General features: G+C 64.5%; 16 protein-coding genes. 10 read left to right on the top strand and 6 right to left on the bottom strand.

Annotation, left to right across the window (positions count from 1 at the left end):
- The first annotated feature begins 217 nt into the window (after positions 1-217).
- The 6 genes from HDG32_RS07935 to HDG32_RS07910 all read left to right on the top strand — a co-directional run bounded on the left by HDG32_RS07935 (position 218) and on the right by HDG32_RS07910 (position 5,371).
- Positions 218-1,159, top strand: coding sequence for a CysB family HTH-type transcriptional regulator (locus HDG32_RS07935; protein ID WP_184065266.1), 942 nt, complete (start codon positions 218-220; stop codon positions 1,157-1,159).
- 39 nt (positions 1,160-1,198) lie between these two features.
- Positions 1,199-2,368, top strand: a complete 1,170-nt coding sequence (locus tag HDG32_RS07930; RefSeq protein WP_184065263.1) for an ABC transporter substrate-binding protein — start codon at positions 1,199-1,201, stop codon at positions 2,366-2,368.
- A 201-nt stretch (positions 2,369-2,569) separates the two neighbouring features.
- Positions 2,570-3,076 (top strand): DUF302 domain-containing protein, encoded by a 507-nt coding sequence (locus HDG32_RS07925; RefSeq protein ID WP_260336303.1) that lies wholly within the window; start codon positions 2,570-2,572, stop codon positions 3,074-3,076.
- 23 nt (positions 3,077-3,099) lie between these two features.
- A complete protein-coding gene (locus HDG32_RS07920; RefSeq protein WP_184065261.1) occupies positions 3,100-4,098 on the top strand; it encodes a zinc-dependent alcohol dehydrogenase family protein in 999 nt (332 codons plus the stop codon).
- 90 nt (positions 4,099-4,188) lie between these two features.
- Positions 4,189-4,989 (top strand): ParA family protein, encoded by an 801-nt coding sequence (locus HDG32_RS07915; protein ID WP_184065258.1) that lies wholly within the window; start codon positions 4,189-4,191, stop codon positions 4,987-4,989.
- Between the two features lie 121 nt (positions 4,990-5,110).
- Complete coding sequence (locus tag HDG32_RS07910; protein WP_184045518.1) at positions 5,111-5,371, top strand: hypothetical protein; 261 nt, start codon at positions 5,111-5,113, stop codon at positions 5,369-5,371.
- Between the two features lie 42 nt (positions 5,372-5,413).
- On the opposite strand, the gene HDG32_RS07905 is transcribed toward HDG32_RS07910, so the two are convergent.
- The 6 genes from HDG32_RS07905 to HDG32_RS07880 all read right to left on the bottom strand — a co-directional run bounded on the left by HDG32_RS07905 (position 5,414) and on the right by HDG32_RS07880 (position 12,411).
- A complete protein-coding gene (locus HDG32_RS07905) occupies positions 5,414-6,565 on the bottom strand; it encodes a Gfo/Idh/MocA family protein (RefSeq protein ID WP_184065255.1) in 1,152 nt (383 codons plus the stop codon).
- A 44-nt stretch (positions 6,566-6,609) separates the two neighbouring features.
- Positions 6,610-7,659: a sugar phosphate isomerase/epimerase gene (locus HDG32_RS07900; protein ID WP_184065252.1), complete on the bottom strand. Its 1,050-nt coding sequence runs from the start codon at positions 7,657-7,659 to the stop codon at positions 6,610-6,612.
- Positions 7,660-7,726: 67 nt separating this feature from the next.
- The gene (locus HDG32_RS07895; protein ID WP_184065249.1) at positions 7,727-8,689 is read right to left on the bottom strand and encodes a substrate-binding domain-containing protein; all 963 of its coding nucleotides are present in this window, start codon (positions 8,687-8,689) and stop codon (positions 7,727-7,729) included.
- A gap of 148 nt (positions 8,690-8,837) precedes the next feature.
- Entirely contained in the window at positions 8,838-9,851 is a 1,014-nt protein-coding gene (locus HDG32_RS07890; RefSeq protein ID WP_184045512.1) for an ABC transporter permease, read from the bottom strand.
- Positions 9,832-11,319: a sugar ABC transporter ATP-binding protein gene (locus tag HDG32_RS07885; RefSeq protein ID WP_184065246.1), complete on the bottom strand. Its 1,488-nt coding sequence runs from the start codon at positions 11,317-11,319 to the stop codon at positions 9,832-9,834. The genes HDG32_RS07890 and HDG32_RS07885 overlap by 20 nt, the downstream gene beginning before the upstream one ends.
- 3 nt (positions 11,320-11,322) lie before the next feature.
- Positions 11,323-12,411 carry a LacI family DNA-binding transcriptional regulator gene (locus tag HDG32_RS07880; RefSeq protein WP_184065243.1) on the bottom strand — a complete coding sequence of 363 codons (1,089 nt, stop codon included), beginning with the start codon at positions 12,409-12,411 and terminating at the stop codon, positions 11,323-11,325.
- Positions 12,412-12,700: 289 nt separating this feature from the next.
- On the opposite strand from HDG32_RS07880, the gene HDG32_RS07875 reads away from it, so the two are divergent.
- From HDG32_RS07875 to HDG32_RS07860, 4 genes are all read left to right on the top strand, one after another.
- A complete protein-coding gene (locus HDG32_RS07875; RefSeq protein WP_184065240.1) occupies positions 12,701-13,354 on the top strand; it encodes a protein-L-isoaspartate O-methyltransferase in 654 nt (217 codons plus the stop codon).
- Between the two features lie 89 nt (positions 13,355-13,443).
- Positions 13,444-13,767 carry a rhodanese-like domain-containing protein gene (locus HDG32_RS07870; protein WP_018419659.1) on the top strand — a complete coding sequence of 108 codons (324 nt, stop codon included), beginning with the start codon at positions 13,444-13,446 and terminating at the stop codon, positions 13,765-13,767.
- Between the two features lie 334 nt (positions 13,768-14,101).
- Positions 14,102-14,983: a hypothetical protein gene (locus tag HDG32_RS07865; RefSeq protein WP_184065237.1), complete on the top strand. Its 882-nt coding sequence runs from the start codon at positions 14,102-14,104 to the stop codon at positions 14,981-14,983.
- 10 nt (positions 14,984-14,993) lie between these two features.
- Positions 14,994-15,221 carry a hypothetical protein gene (locus tag HDG32_RS07860; protein WP_184020941.1) on the top strand — a complete coding sequence of 76 codons (228 nt, stop codon included), beginning with the start codon at positions 14,994-14,996 and terminating at the stop codon, positions 15,219-15,221.
- The last annotated feature ends 304 nt before the right edge of the window (positions 15,222-15,525 follow it).

The raw sequence follows: 15,525 nt of genomic DNA, 5'->3' as shown, positions 1-15,525 counted from the left end.
CCAATTTTTTCGAAACTTGCGTGACACGCGACCGTCCGGATCGGCCGCGGCTTGAATACCGGCTTTGTCAGCTATCGCAAGCGAACGTTTAGACCCATCGCTCATTTGCTTATAACAAATACAGATATCCATATTGAAAAAGATGGACAGATCGTAATAAACTCGCCTTATATTTCAAACGACTAAAAAATTCTTTTTATATGCGGCGAGGTTATATATGAACCTGCACCAATTCCGCTTCGTCCGCGAGGCTGTGCGGCAGAACTTCAACCTCACCGAAGCGGCCAAGGCGCTGTTTACGAGCCAGCCGGGCGTCTCGAAGGCGATCATCGAGCTGGAGGACGAACTTGGCGTCGAAATCTTTACCCGCCACGGCAAGCGCGTGCGCTCGCTGACCGAGCCGGGCCGCATCATATTGGAGTCGGTCGAAAAAATCCTGCAGGAAGTGGAAAGCCTGAAGCGGGTCGGCAAGGACTTCGCGGCGCAGGATCAGGGCAACCTGACGATCGCCGCGACCCACACGCAGGCGCGCTACTCGCTGCCCGCGGCGATCGCCGAGTTCAAGAAGCGCTTTCCGAAGGTTCACCTTTCAATTCTGCAAGGCAGCCCGACCCAGGTCGCCGAAATGGTGCTGCACGACCAGGCCGACCTCGCGATCGCGACCGAGGCGATCTCGAACTACAAGGATCTGGTGTCGCTGCCCTGCTTCCAGTGGCACCACGTCGCGGTGCTGCAGCCCGACCATCCGCTGCTCGAGCGCAAGCTGCTATCGCTCGACGACCTGACCCAGTACCCGCTGATTACGTACGACAACGCGTTCGCCGGCCGCACCAAGATCAACGAGGCGTTCCGCCTGCGCGGGCTGCATCCGGACATCGTGCTCGAGGCGATCGACGCCGACGTGATCAAGACCTACGTCGAGCTGGGCCTCGGCGTCGGCATCATGGCCGACATCGCGTTCAACGCCGAGCGCGACCGCCATTTGCGCGCGATGCCGGTCGGCCATCTGTTCGGCAGCAACGTGACGCGCGTCGCGCTGAAACAGGGCGCGTATCTGCGCAGCTACGTGTACACGCTCGTCGAGCTGCTGTCGCCGAGCCTGAGCCGCAAGCTGATCGAGCAGGCGCTGAAGGGCGAACACGAAACCTATGAGCTTTGAACCGCTTCCATACCGCTCTCTCGCTACGGAGACCTTCCGATGAAGTTGCATAACAATAAAGTGCGCAACACCCTGCGCGGCCTCGCGGCCGCGGCGCTGCTCGTCGCCGGCGCGGCGCACGCCGACCTGAAAGTCGGCATCGATCTGTCATACACCGGACCGGCCGCCGTGATCGGCATCACGAGCAAGAACGCGATGCTGATGTGGCCGCAGACGATCGCCGGCCAGAAAGCCGACTACATCTTCCTCGACGACGCGTCCGACCCCGGCAACGCCGTGCGCAACATCCGCAAGCTGATCGACGAGGACCACGTCGACGTGGTCGTCGGCCCGAACATCACGCCGGCCGCGATGGCCGCGCTCGATCCGGTCGCCGACAGCCAGACGCCGATGATCACGCTGATCGGCTCGGCGATCGTCGTCGAGCCGCAGGAAGGCAAAAAGATCTGGGCCTACAAGATGGCGCAGACCGATAGCGCGATGGCCGACGTGATGACGCGCTACATGTCGAACCACGACGTGAAGACGGTCGGTTTCATCGGTTTCGCGGATGGCTACGGCGAAAGCTGGCTCAACGAGTTCAGCAAGTTCGCTGCGCTGCGCCATATCCGGCTGGTCGCGACCGAGCGCTACAACCGCACCGACGCGAGCGTGACCGGCCAGATCCTGAAGCTGATGGCCGCGAAGCCCGACGCGATCCTGATCGCCGGCGCGGGCACCCCGACGGTACTGCCGCAGCGCACGCTGATCGAGCGCGGCTACAAGGGCCCGATCTATCAGACGCATGGCATCGCGACGCCGGAGTTCATCAAGCTCGGCGGTAAAGACGTGGAAGGCACGCTGTTCCCGACGCAACCGGTCGTCGTCGCGCGCACGCTGCCGGCCGATCATCCGTCGAAGAAGGCGGCGCTCGCGTTCGTCGACGCGTACGAGGCGAAGTACGGCCCCGGCAGCGTCACGCAGTTCGCGGGCGACGCGGCGGGCGTGTACCCGCGCCTGCAGGACGCCGTCGCGCGCGCGTTGAAGACCGCGCAGCCGGGTACGCCGGCGTTTCGCGTCGCATTGCGCGACGAGCTCGAACACGCGCATGAGCTGGTGGTGCCGAACGGGGTCGTCAATACGAGCCCGAAGGATCACGTCGGTCTCGATCAGCGGGCGAGCGTGATGGGCACCATCAAGAATGGCAAGTTTGTTTACCTGAGCCAGTAATCTGGCATCGGGGCGCCGATCAGGCGCCCCTGACGGCGGCTTCGCGAATGTGCAAGCCGCCGTTCGTTCAGCGGGCACCCCATCCGCTTTCTTTCGCCTTTCGGTAGAACTTCCCTCACAGCGCGTCCGCACGATCGGCCACACCGCGCCAGCGAACGCCTACACTGCATGGATCCGCTTCTCCGTTGGCGCATTGCACGCATGCGACGCATGCTGCGTCACGGTCAACGCGTTGCCCGTCCGGCAGACCTGATCACGCGAACGCTGCCGGAGCACAACATCCGCACGGGAGGCATGATGGCCACCGCTTCGATCACAGAGAACGCCAGCGCTGGCATCGTCACCGTTGCAAGCACCCATGCGGGCGACGCGACCGCCGAGCGTCTTCAAACCTTGATTCTGGAGCGAGGGCTGACGGTTTTCGCGTGCATCGATTTCAGCGGTGACGCTGGGCGCGAGGGACTGGCGATGCCGTTCAGCCGGCTCCTGATCTTCGGCAATCCCAAAGCCGGTACACCGTTGATGCAACTCGCGCCGACCGCCGCGCTCGATCTTCCTTTGAAGGTGCTTGTCTGGGAGGACGCGGACGGCCGTGCGTGGCTATCCTTCAACTCGACGGCCTATCTTCGTGAGCGGCATGGTCTGCCGGACGATTTGATGAAGCCGGTGAGCGGTGTGGCCGCCCTCGTCGATGCGGCCGCGCGGTAACGCGTCGAACCAAGGAGACCGCCATGTCCATGCACGCTCTGGTCCTCAGCCAATACAACGGCCAGCTCGATTACACGCCGCTGCCCCGCCCGGAACCCGCTGCCGGCCAGGTCCTGGTGCGCGTCGCCGCGAGCGGCCTCAATCCGCTCGACATCAAGATTCGCGCGGGCGAGGCCGCGCACGCGCAACACCCGTTGCCGCTCGTCCTCGGTATCGACCTCGCGGGCACGGTGGAGGCGCTCGGCGATGGCGTCGGCGGGTTCGCTGTCGGCGACAACGTGTATGGCATGACCGGCGGCGTCGGCGGCATCCAGGGGTCACTCGCCGAGTACGCTGCGGTCGATGCCGCCCTGCTCGCCCATGCGCCGCGCAATCTGTCGCTGCGCGAGGCCGCCGCGTTGCCGCTCGCGTTCATCACGTCGTATGCGGGTATCGTCGATCGCGCGCATCTGCAAGGCGGAACCAAAGTGCTGGTCCAGGGTGGCGCCGGAGGGGTCGGCCACATTGCCGTGCAACTGGCGCGCGCGCTCGGCGCCGACGTCTATGCAACCGCGAGCGCACACAATGCCGAGCTGGTGCGGCGGCTCGGCGCGACACCGATCGACTACCGCGCGCAGACGGTCGAACAGTATGTGGCGATTTTGACCGATGGCGAAGGCTTCGATCTGGTCGTCGATACGGTAGGGGGGGCCTCGCTCGATGCGTCGTTCGCCGCGGTCCGGCATTTTGGGCACGTGGTCAGTGCGCTTGGCTGGGGGACGCATGCGCTTGCGCCGCTGTCGTTTCGTGAAGCCAGCTATTCAGGGATCTTCACGCTGTATCCGTTGCTGACCGGTCGATATCGCGCGCACCTCGGCGAGATGATGCGCGAAGCGACGCGGCTCGTGGAAAGCGGCGCGCTCGCGCCCGTGGTCGATCAGACACGGTTCGATTTGCGCAGCGCGGACGAGGCCTATCAGCTCGTCGGCAGTGGGACTGGACGTGTGAAGGTGGTGGTCGACGTGGATACCGCGCAACGCTGACCCGGTCATGAACAACCCGTCGAAATCAGCGCAGTCATCCGACTCAGGTATGCTGGGCCCTTTGTAACCGCTTCCGTTCAAGGGGAGACCATGCGGCGCGTTGTATTCAATCAGAAAGGTGGCGTAGGCAAATCGACCATCGTCTGCAACCTGGCGGCCATCAGCGCGAGCGAAGGGCTGCGCACGCTGGTGATCGACCTCGATGCCCAGGCGAATTCGACCCAGTACCTGCTCGGCCCGCAGGCGAGCGAAGTCCACCCCACCGTCGCGGGCTTCTTCGAAACCGCGCTCGGCTTCAGCTTCAAACCCGTGGAAGCGACCTCGTTCATCCATCCGACGCGCTTCGAGAATCTCGACGTGATGCCCGCCCATCCGGACCTCGACACGCTGCACGGCAAGCTCGAATCGCGCTACAAGATCTACAAGCTGCGCGACGCGCTGAACGAACTCGACATGTACGACGCGATTTACATCGACACGCCGCCCGCGCTGAACTTCTACACGCGCTCGGCGCTGATCGCCGTCGAGCGTTGTCTGATTCCGTTCGACTGCGACGACTTCTCGCGTCGCGCGCTCTACACGCTGCTCGAAAACGTCAAGGAGATCCAGCAGGATCACAACGACGCGCTGCAGGTGGAGGGCATCGTCATCAACCAGTTCCAGCCTCGCGCGAGCCTGCCGCAAAAGCTCGTCGACGAACTGATCGGCGAAGGCTTGCCGGTGCTCGGGTCGCGCTTGTCATCGTCGGTGAAGATCCGCGAGTCGCATCAGCTGGCGACGCCCGTCATTCATCTCGATCCGGGACATAAGCTCGCGCAGGAGTATCGGGCGTTGCATCGGGAGTTGAGCGAGCACGCCGGAGCGACGCGTTGCGCTGCCAGCAAGCGATGATCTTGCCGTCGCTGAGCGGGTCGTGGTTCATCGCGTGTTTTCGTCCGTAGTCCCCAACCGCATACCGTCGGCAAAATTGTTAAAGTAACGCTCTCGTCAATCAGCCGCCGCAGTCCCCATCATGCGCACCACCCGAGCCATCCACGCCGTCGAGCGCCTGAAAACGCGCAGCGGCAACCCGCGCTTCGCCGCGATCAGTCTGTCCGGCGGCCTGTTCTATCTGGTCGACAAATCGAGCGGAGTCGACCAGAAAGTGTCCGACCCGCTGACGCTCGACGACTTCGTCAAGTTCGTCGACGCGTACGGCCCGCAGAAGCCGCGCAAGGCCAGCAAGCTCGATATCGCGTTCGAAGCGCAGATCAAGAAAAGCAAGGGCGGTTGACGCTTCGGCAGCTTCGTCGACCTGGCGTTTTGTTGCAACGCTTCATGCCCCTTCCATCTGCACCCACCGCCCATCCGCCGTACTGCTTTTCAGCACCGCGTCGATAAACCGCAAACCGTCGACGCCATCATCGACCGTCGTCAACAGCAGGCTCTCGGCTGGCGGCGCGCGACCATCGTTCAACGCATCGATCTGCAACGCCGCATCCTGGTACAACTGCGCGAACGCTTCCAGATAGCCTTCCGGATGCCCGGCCGGCACACGGGTCGCATGCGCGGCAACCTGACTATTCACCCGAGCGCGCGTCAATCGTTCGGCAGCGCCGCCCAACGGCGTGAACCACAAGGCGTTCGGCTCCTCCTGATCGAACGCGAGTCCCGCCTTCGTGCCATACACGCGCAAGCGCAGCGCGTTCTCCGCGCCGCTCGCCACCTGGCTCGCCCACAACATGCCGCGCGCGCCGTTCGCATAACGCAGCATCGCCTGCACGTGATCGTCGACACGACGCCCCGGTACGAACGTGTGCAACTCGGCCGACAGCGCGCGCGGCATCATCCCCGTCACGAAAGCGGCCAGTTGATACGCGTGCGTGCCGATATCGCCGAGGCACCCGGCCGGCCCCGCCAACGCCGGATCGGTGCGCCAGCCCGCCTGCCTGTTCGCGCCGCCTGTTTCGACCGGCTCGGCGAGCCAGTCCTGCGCATACTCGACCTGCACGACGCGAATCTCGCCCAGTTCGCCACGTTCGACCAGCTCGCGCGCATGCCGCACGAGCGGGTAGCCCGAATAGGTATGCGTCAACGCAAACAGCCGCTTTTTTGACTGCGCGAGCTTCGCGAGCGCTTCGCCTTCGGCGAGCGAAACCGCGAGCGGCTTGTCGCAGATCACGTGGATGCCGGCTTCGAGAAACGCCGTCGCGACCGGCGCGTGCAGATGATTCGGCGTGACGATCGCGACCGCGTCGATACCGTCCTCGCGCGCGGCCTCGGCGCGCGCCATCTCGCGCCAATCCGCGTAGCTGCGCGCGATGCCCGCTTCGACGGCGCTCGCCCGCGCGCGCTCGGAATCGGACGACAACGCGCCCGCCACCAGTTCGAAACGATCGTCGAGCCGCGCGGCGATCCGATGCACGGCGCCGATGAACGCGCCCTGCCCGCCGCCGACCATCCCCAGCCTGAACCTTCTTCGCTGCATTGTTTGCGCTCCCATGTGTTGCGTCGGCTGTCACCGCCCGGCCGTCAGATGCCGAGCACGCTTTTTAACTGTGCGGTATCGACACCGCTTCCCGCGAAGTCATCGAACGCACGCTCGGCCACGCGGATGATGTGCCGGCGAATGAACTCCGCGCCTTCGCGCGCCCCGTCGTGCGGATGCTTCAATGCGCATTCCCATTCGAGCACGGCCCAGCCCGGAAAATCGAACTGCGCCATCTTCGAGAAAATCGCGCCGAAGTCGATCTGCCCATCGCCGAGCGAGCGAAACCGCCCCGCGCGTTCGACCCAGCCGCTGTAGCCGCCGTACACGCCCTGCTTGCCGGTCGGACGAAACTCCGCGTCCTTCACATGAAACGCCTTGATGCGCTCGTGGTAGATATCGATGAACGCGAGATAGTCGAGCTGTTGCAGCACGAAGTGGCTCGGGTCGTACAGGATGTTCGCGCGCGGATGCTGATCGACCGCCGCGAGAAAGCGCTCGAACGTCACGCCGTCGTGCAGGTCTTCGCCCGGATGCAGTTCGTAGCAGACATCGACGCCGGCCGCGTCGAACGCATCGAGAATCGGCGTCCAGCGGCGCGCGAGCTCTTCGAACGCGGCTTCGACGAGACCGGCCGGCCGCTGCGGCCACGGGTACAGATACGGCCACGCGAGCGCGCCCGAAAACGACACGTGCGTGCTCAGGCCCAAACGACGCGACGCCTGCGCCGCGAGCTTCATCTGCGCGATCGCCCATTCGGTGCGCGCCGCCGGATTGCCGCGCACCTGCGGCGCGGCGAAGCCGTCGAACAGCGTGTCGTAAGCCGGATGCACGGCGACCAGTTGCCCTTGCAGATGGGTCGATAGTTCGGTGATCGCGACGCCCGCGTTGTCGGCGCTCTCGCGCAGTTCGTCGCAATACGCGTCGCTCGCGGCCGCCTTGTCGAGATCGATCAGGCGCGAGTCGCACGGCACCTGGATGCCCTTGAAGCCGAGACCCGCGGCCCAATCCGCGAGATGCCCGAGGTTGTCGAACGGCACGTCGTCGCCCACGAACTGCGCGAGAAAAATCGCCGGCCCTTTGATGGTTTTCATCGTACGGTTCCTCGAACTTTGCGCGCGGGCCGCGCCCGCGCGTGCTAGACGATGCCCGGCGCGCCGCTCAGAACGGCGAGTCGGGGAAATAGAACTGCTGGGCGTTTTCCTTCGTGATCAGCACGGACGGAATGATCGTGGTGGCCGGCAGCTTGTCGCCCTTCAGCCGCGCTTCGGCCGTCAGCTTGATCGCGTCGTAGATGAATTTCGGCGAGTACGACACGTCGGCCTTGATCATCGGCGCGCCGTCCATCACGTTCTTCACCATGCCCTTCGAGCCCGCGCCGCCGAACACGATCTTGATGTCGCTGCGCTTCGCCTGATCGATCGCCTTCAGCACGCCGACCGCCATGTCGTCGTCGGCGGCCCATACGGCGTCGATGTGCTTGAAGCGCGTCAGGTAGTCCTGCATCACCTTGAACGCGTCGTCGCGATTCCAGTTCGCGTATTTCGCGTCGAGAATCTTGATGTCCGGATAGTTTTTCATCACGCCGGTGAAGGCGGTCCAGCGCTCGTTGTCGAGCGTGGTCGGAATGCCGCGCAGCGCGACGACGTTGCCCTTGCCATCAAGTGCCTTTGCCAGGTACTCGGCCGGAATCTTGCCGAACGCGGTGTTGTCGCCGGCCACGTAGGCGTCCTGCGCGCTCGTGTTCGTCAGGCCGCGATCGACCACCGTCACGTACACGCCTTTCTTCTTCACCTGCTCGACCGGCTGTGTCAGCGTCGCCGATTCGTACGGGAAGATCACGAGCGCGTTGATCTTGTTGACCGTCACGAGATCCTGCAACTGGTTCGCCTGCTCGGGCGCGTTGGCGGCCGTTTTCACGATCACTTTCAGATCGGGATGCGCCTTCTCGAGATCCGCCTTCGCCTTGTTCGCCCACCAGACGATGCCGCCGGTGAAGCCGTGATCGGCCGTCGGAATCGCGACGCCCAGCGTGACCTTGTCGTCGGCGCGCGCCGCGCCGCTCGTGCCCAGTATCCCCAACGCCAGCACGCCGGCGCCGATCGCTCGAATGACTTGCTTCATGGTGTGTGTCTCCAATCATGAGGCGTTCGCTCGCCCCGATTTTTCGGACCTGCCGTTGGTTTACCGCGCCTGCTTTGCTACGCCTGCTTCGCTGCGATTTGTTCAGCGCGCTTTTTTCACTGCGCTCGCGCCGCCTGGAAGTGCGCGGCTAGCGCCGCCCACGCTGCACGAACGCGACGAAAATAATCACGACGCCCTGCACCGCCGCGTTCAGATACACGCTGATGATGCTGGTCAGGTTCAGGATGTTCGCGATCACCGACAGCAGGATCGCGCCGATCACGGTGCCGATCACGCGTCCCTCGCCGCCCTTGAGCGCGGTGCCGCCGACCACCACCGACGCAATCGCTTCGAGCTCCCACAACAGGCCCGTGGTCGGCGTGGCGGAGCCGAGGCGCGGCACGTAGAGCACGGTGGCCACGCCCACGCAAATCCCCAGCAGCACATAAGTGACGATCTTCACCGTATCGACGCGAATCGCCGCATAACGCGCGACCTGTTCGTTCGAACCGATCGCCTGCACGTGCCGGCCGAACGCGGTGCGATTGAGGATCAGCGCGCCGCCGGCCGCGACCACGAGAAACACCCAGATCGGCACCGGCACGCCGAACAGGCTCGCGTAGTAGACGGGACCGTAGAGGTCCGATAGCGAATCATTGAGCGTCAGCGCGCCGCCATCGGCGAGCCATGTCAGCACCGCGCGAAAAATCCCGAGCGTGCCCAGGGTGACGATGAACGGCTCGATGCGCCCTTTGGTGATCAACAGCCCATGCGCGCAGCCGAACAGCGCGCCGAGCACGAACGCCGCGACGATGCCGATCGTCACGATCACGAGCGGCGGCAACGCATGACCGGCGGCGCCCGCCGCGAGCCCGTTCATCAGCCAGATCATGATGCCCGCGATCAGCGCGGCCATCGAGCCGACCGACAGATCGATGCCGCCCGAGATGATCACGAAGGTCATGCCGACCGCGATGATGCCGATGAACGACGTGCGCGTGAGCACGTTCATCAGGTTGTCGAGCGTCGCGAAGTCGCGATTGAGCAGCGTGCCGACGATGCACAGCACGATCAGCCCGGCGAGCGGCCCGAGCGTGTAGAGCCGCTGCGCGACGCGCAGCGCGCGCCGTGATTGCACGGCTTCAGTGGGTGCCGGTCGCATGAGCGATCAACTCCTCTTCAGTCAGATGCTCGAGCGTCAGCGTCGCTTGCAGATGTCCCGCGCGCATGACGGCGACGCGATGGCACAAGCCGATCAGCTCGACCAGTTCGGATGAAATGACGATCACCGCGCGGCCCTGCGCGGCGAGACGATGAATCAGGAAGTAGATGTCGCGCTTCGCGCCGACGTCGACGCCGCGCGTCGGCTCGTCGAGCACGATCACGTTCGGGTCGGGCTGCAGGAACTTCGCGAGCGCGAGCTTCTGCTGGTTGCCGCCCGACAGCATGCGCGCGCGGCTCGACAGGTCGCCGGTACGAATGCCGAATTCGCCGACGGCCTTCTGCAAGGCCGCGCGCCCCGCTTTGATGTCGAGCAGCGGATGCGCGTAGCGTTCGAGCGTCATCAGCGTGACGTTGTCCTGCAGGCTCAGGTCGACGTGCAGACCCTTGCCCTTACGGTCCTCGCTCAGATACGTGAGACCGTGGCGCATCGCGTCGCGCGGGTTCTTCAGATCGACTGCCCGGCCGGCGATTTCAATCGTGCCGCCCGTGCGTTTGCGCAAGCCGATGATCGCCTCGAACGCCTCGGTGCGGCCCGCGCCGACGAGGCCCGCGAAGCCGAGCACTTCGCCCGCGCGCACCTCGAAGCTCAGATCCTCGACCCAGTCGGGCACCGTCAGGCCGTTCACACGCAACGCGATCGGCGTGTCGGCGGGCACCGTCTGCTTGTCGGGGAACATGTCGGACACGTCGCGCCCGACCATCAGGTTCGCCATCTGCTGACGCGCGAGCCCCGCGGTTTCACCGCGCGCGACGAAGCGGCCATCGCGCATCACGATCACTTCGTCGGTGATGCGCTCCACTTCATCGAGCTTGTGCGAGATGTAGACGATCGTCACGCCATCGGCCTTGAGCTTCAGCATCAGCGCGAAGAGCCGTTCGGTCTCGGCGGGCGTCAGCGTCGCGGTCGGCTCGTCCATGATCAGGAGACGCGCGCGGCGCGACAGCGCCTTCGCGATCTCGACCATCTGCTTTTCCGCGACGATCAGCTCGCGCACCTTCGTGTCCGGCGCGCGCTCGAGCCCGACCTGCGCGAGATAGCGCGCGGCGTCGCTGCGCATCGCGGCATCGTCGACTAACCAGCCGCGGCGCTTCTCGTGACCGAGGTACATGTTCTGCGCGATCGTCAGATGCTCGGCGAGGTTGAACTCCTGGTGGATCAGCACGATGCCCTGCGCCTCGGCGTCGCGTGAGCCGGCGAAGCGCTGCGCGTGGCCGTCGACCAGTACGCTGCCTGAGGTTGCCGTTTCATAGCCGGCGAGGATTTTCATCAGCGTCGACTTGCCCGCGCCGTTCTCGCCGAGCAGGCCGTAGATGCGGCCGGGTGCGAGTTCGAAGCTCACGCCGTGCAGCACGCGCACGGGCCCGAAGTCCTTGCGGATGTCGTCGAAACGGATCGCGAGGCTCATGGCTCACGCACTCCCACGGATCACGAGGCGATGCGGCAGCAGCACGCCCGGCACGTTGGCCTGCGGATTCGCGAGGCGTTGCAGCAGCAGACGCGCGGCGGTCTCGCCGAGCTCGCGCATCGGCTGCGCGATCGTCGTGAGCGGCGGATCGATCTGCGCGGCGAGCGAGATGTCGTCGAAGCCGGCCACGGCGACGTCGTCGGGCACGCGCTTGCCGACGCTGCGCAAGCCGTGGATCACGCCGATCGCGAGCGTGTCCGACACCGCGAAAATCGCGCTCGGCGCATCGGGCTGCCGCATCAACGCAGCCGCGGCCGACGCACCCGCCTCGTAATCGAGGCTGTTCAGATTCATGCGCCAGCGCGGGTCGGGCGCGATGCCCGCGTCACTCAAGGCGTCGAGGTAGCCCTGCTGACGCTGGCGCGCATACAGATAGTCGACGTCGGAATTGATCAAGCCGATGCGCCGGTGGCCGCGCGTGAGCAGGTGGCGCACGGCGTCGCCCGCCGCGCGGTAGTTGTCGATGCCGACGTACGGCACGCCCATCTGCGGATCGAACTCGCAGCACGCGACCCACGGCAGCGCCTGCGACGCTTCGCCGAGCGCCTGCTGGATCGTCGCCGGATCGAGGCAGATCGCGCCGTCCGCGCGGCGCCGCCGCAGCATGTCGAAGTAGCTGCGCTCACGCCCCGGGTCCGCGCCGGTGTCGCATAGCAGCATGAAATAGCCGTGCTGACGCGCGACGCTGTCGATACCGCGCACGATCTCCGCGTAAAACGGATTGCCGAAGTCCGGCACCATCGTCAGCAGCAGGCGGCTTTCGGCGGTGCGCAGATTGCGCGCAAGTTCGTTGACGCGGTAGCCGCTCGCGTCGATCGCGGCGAGCACCCTGTCGCGGGTAGCGGTCCGCACGTTCTCGTGGCCGTTCAGCACGCGCGACACCGTCGCGACTGACACGCCCGCCTGCTCGGCCACGCCGGCGATCGACGGCCCGTCGGCCGCGCGCGGCGAGCGCCTCTGCGACTGAGGTTGCGGTCGACTGCTCGCGCCGGACACCACGGCCGGCGACGATCGGGACGGCGTTCGGGACACACGACCTCGCAGCAAAAATGTAATCGATTACATTTTGTGGCGATGGCGATGCGAATCGCAAGGACGGATCGCTAGGGATTAACACGGGGGCCGCCCGGCCTGGCGCTTGCCCGCGAGCGGCCGGCGCGAGTCCGCCATTTGGTACAATCCCGCAGTTCCCCTGACGCGGCTTGCGATGCGAATACCTTGCTCCGAAGCCGCGGCCGCCGGCAATCCGCCGGGGCCGGGTCAGGACAAAAGTCTGCGGCAGCCGCCGCCCGCTCGCCAAACCAAAACCGCCGAATCCACCATGAACATCGAGCAAGCGCGTTTCAACATGATCGAACAGCAGATCCGCCCCTGGGAAGTGCTCGACCAGGACGTGCTGAATCTGCTGTCGATCGTCAAACGTGAGAATTTCGTCCCCGCCGCTTACCGCGACCTGGCTTTTGCGGACTTCGAAGTGCCGCTGCCGGCCGGCCAGCACATGCTGGCGCCGCGCATCGAGGCGCGCGTGCTGCAGGAACTTGCGGTGAAGAAGCACGAAAGCGTGCTGGAAATCGGCGCGGGCTCGGGTTACATGGCGGCGCTGCTCGCGCATCGCGCGCAACACGTGTTGACCGTCGACATCGAACCGGAACTGGCCGAGTTCGCGAAGAGCAACCTGATCGCCAACGGCGTGCTGAACGTCGAAGTCGCGACCGGCGACGCCGCGCGCGGCTGGACCGGCGCGGCACCGTACGACGTGATCTGCGTGTCGGGCGGTCTGCCAGTGCTGCCGCAGGAAATCCTCGAACAGCTGAAGGTCGGCGGCCGTCTCGCGGCGTTCGTCGGCAGCGCGCCGGTGATGAAGGCGCAAATCATCACGCGCATCGACGAGAAGCAATACCGCATCTCCGACGTGTTCGAAACCTATGTCGAGCCGCTCGCCAACGCGGTGCAGCCGGCGCGGTTCAGGTTCTAAGCGGCTCTTTTTCGCTGCGCCTGGCGCTGTATTGTTGATCTGGACGGGCGGCGAGCAAGCCGCCGTCCCACGAACTGGATGTCTCGCTGATGCAAAACCTGACCGCTCCCGCACTCGCCGAATGGCTCGCCGATACCTCGCGCCCCGCACCCGTGCTGCTCGACGTACGCGAGCCGTGGGAACTGCAAACGGCGTCGATCGCCGGCATCGTGTCGATTCCGATGCGCGAGATTCCCGCGCGCAGCGAAGAACTCGATGACGACGCGCAGATCGTCTGCATCTGCCATCACGGTGCGCGCAGCGCGCAGGTCGCGATGTTCCTCGAATCGCGCGGACACACCAACGTGTTCAATCTGCAAGGCGGGATCGACGCGTGGTCGCGTCAGGTCGATCCGTCGGTTCCGACTTACTGAGATTCGGCGCGAAGGTAGCGCGTTGAAGCGGCGCAAGGGCTGACGGTCCTTGCGCCGCTTTTCGTTGGCGCTACGCCAGAAATGGTGGCGAACACCCCGCAAGATCGACGGCTTGTGGGGTGTTTTGTTTTTTGTGAGCGAACGTTCAGCCCATCATTGAGCAGGGACTAACGGTTGTTCGTGGACGCCCCTGCCGACCGACGACTATTGCGCACGCTGGCAAAAGCAAGCGGAAATTTTGGGCCGTCGCCCATATACGGACAAGCGATCGCGCGGTGATTATCTGATCGCTGCCGATCCGGGCAGCGCCTTCAAATAGATCGTCGGCACGCCTATGTCCCTGTCAGTATTTGAGATGCACTCGTTGGAAATGTTCTGCCATAGGCCTCTGGGTGCATGTTATGTGATCTGTGACGAGTGGCACTACAAGGCGTGCCTGCGCAAGGCAGCGGACGCCGAGAAGGCCAAAGTAGATACGCGGGAATTTCTCGGTATTGCCGAACTGAACTGTCGCGACTGGGGGGAGGACCGGAAGCTGGTCGAGCGCATCATGAAGCATCGCTGGCTGTGGTTTCATAATGTGCGGGACCGGAACCCCGAGACAGATGGCTGGTGGGTTATCAGTGCGCTTCTCGACGAGGTGCGCAGGGGCTCCCTGCTTGCCATTAAGGGGCGTCGTACCGACCTGTTTTCGCAGTCACACGTCACGCCAATCAGGACTCTCGCGGCGAGGGCAGTCGATCTCACGAACGGCGGACCCATGTTGGTCGGCCCGTATCATCCGGCCACACGGCAAACGGGGTTGACAACCGCACGCGCAGCAATGCATGTCGGTAGCAGCGACGTGGGCGCCCTGCTCGAAGCGGCTGTCGACATGGTCGGTGCGCCGGCCGCTGAGAGTGACGCGGATAGCGCAAATGGCAGCGGCCTGGCCAATGATGGGCTCACCTTAACGCTGCTCGGCGATGCAGAGCCGTTCGAGTATAGGCAGGACGCGGTGAGTGGTGACGCCGCGTATCTGGCCGGTATTGGCAGTCGCGGCGACATGTATGCATGCGACATCATTTCAGCAGAGTGCAAAGGGTCCGTGTTGCGTGAGTTTCCTGGCCAATACCTAAACTCAACACTGGACGATATTCGGAGCGATGCGCAGGACGGGGTAAAAGATGCCCGCAAGGCGCTCAAGCTACTCAACGACGGAAGATTCAAGAAATAGGACGACAGCCATGCCTCATCCACTGTATGACCTGCTCGACAAGCTTGACGATGCCAAAATTCACTATTCCTTAAGCCGACAACGACTGGGTAGCGTGCTTCTTTCCATCACCGTGGTCGGCCAGCGCGTCGAAATTGATGTATTCGGCGATGGGCATATGGAAGTGTCTCGTTTTATTGGCCACGAAGACATCGAGGGTGGGGCGGAATTGATCGACTCAATCATTGCTCTTGGCTAAGCTCGCGCGGCCATCGTGCGTCGTGTAATACATCCCCTTCGCGCTCGCGAGCACCCGCGGCGCGTTCGCTCATGTCGAGCCTCCTTGTTCCGCATCAGTGGCCATCCAGAGTAGGCAGAGCGCACGACATGCACAAAGACGCGGCGTACCGATGCCGCCGATGCACCGCCCATGCACCGCCGATGCCCAGCGCGCGCCAGCGGCGCTTCGCTGGCGGCGAAGTGCGCGTCGTCGCGGCGCGACACGCACCCGAACGAGGCGCGGCGCGCGCGACTGCACCACTTTCGCGCCGCGGCATCGATGC

This window comes from Paraburkholderia sp. CI2 (genome assembly GCF_014201055.1).
Lineage (GTDB): Bacteria > Pseudomonadota > Gammaproteobacteria > Burkholderiales > Burkholderiaceae > Paraburkholderia > Paraburkholderia tuberum.
The sequence above is the reverse complement of the archived record's forward strand: the minus strand, read 5'-3'. Positions and strand labels throughout refer to the sequence as shown.

Excerpts from the sequence above, each read along its gene's own strand:
- HDG32_RS07935 (WP_184065266.1), top strand. The coding sequence starts at position 218 with ATGAACCTGCACCAATTCCGCTTCGTCCGCGAGGCTGTGCGGCAGAAC.
- HDG32_RS07930 (WP_184065263.1), top strand. The coding sequence starts at position 1,199 with ATGAAGTTGCATAACAATAAAGTGCGCAACACCCTGCGCGGCCTCGCG.
- HDG32_RS07925 (WP_260336303.1), top strand. The coding sequence starts at position 2,570 with ATGCGACGCATGCTGCGTCACGGTCAACGCGTTGCCCGTCCGGCAGAC.
- HDG32_RS07920 (WP_184065261.1), top strand. The coding sequence starts at position 3,100 with ATGTCCATGCACGCTCTGGTCCTCAGCCAATACAACGGCCAGCTCGAT.
- HDG32_RS07915 (WP_184065258.1), top strand. The coding sequence starts at position 4,189 with ATGCGGCGCGTTGTATTCAATCAGAAAGGTGGCGTAGGCAAATCGACC.
- HDG32_RS07910 (WP_184045518.1), top strand. The coding sequence starts at position 5,111 with ATGCGCACCACCCGAGCCATCCACGCCGTCGAGCGCCTGAAAACGCGC.
- HDG32_RS07905 (WP_184065255.1), bottom strand. The coding sequence starts at position 6,565 with ATGCAGCGAAGAAGGTTCAGGCTGGGGATGGTCGGCGGCGGGCAGGGC.
- HDG32_RS07900 (WP_184065252.1), bottom strand. The coding sequence starts at position 7,659 with ATGAAAACCATCAAAGGGCCGGCGATTTTTCTCGCGCAGTTCGTGGGC.
- HDG32_RS07895 (WP_184065249.1), bottom strand. The coding sequence starts at position 8,689 with ATGAAGCAAGTCATTCGAGCGATCGGCGCCGGCGTGCTGGCGTTGGGG.
- HDG32_RS07890 (WP_184045512.1), bottom strand. The coding sequence starts at position 9,851 with ATGCGACCGGCACCCACTGAAGCCGTGCAATCACGGCGCGCGCTGCGC.
- HDG32_RS07885 (WP_184065246.1), bottom strand. The coding sequence starts at position 11,319 with ATGAGCCTCGCGATCCGTTTCGACGACATCCGCAAGGACTTCGGGCCC.
- HDG32_RS07875 (WP_184065240.1), top strand. The coding sequence starts at position 12,701 with ATGAACATCGAGCAAGCGCGTTTCAACATGATCGAACAGCAGATCCGC.
- HDG32_RS07870 (WP_018419659.1), top strand. The coding sequence starts at position 13,444 with ATGCAAAACCTGACCGCTCCCGCACTCGCCGAATGGCTCGCCGATACC.
- HDG32_RS07865 (WP_184065237.1), top strand. The coding sequence starts at position 14,102 with ATGTCCCTGTCAGTATTTGAGATGCACTCGTTGGAAATGTTCTGCCAT.
- HDG32_RS07860 (WP_184020941.1), top strand. The coding sequence starts at position 14,994 with ATGCCTCATCCACTGTATGACCTGCTCGACAAGCTTGACGATGCCAAA.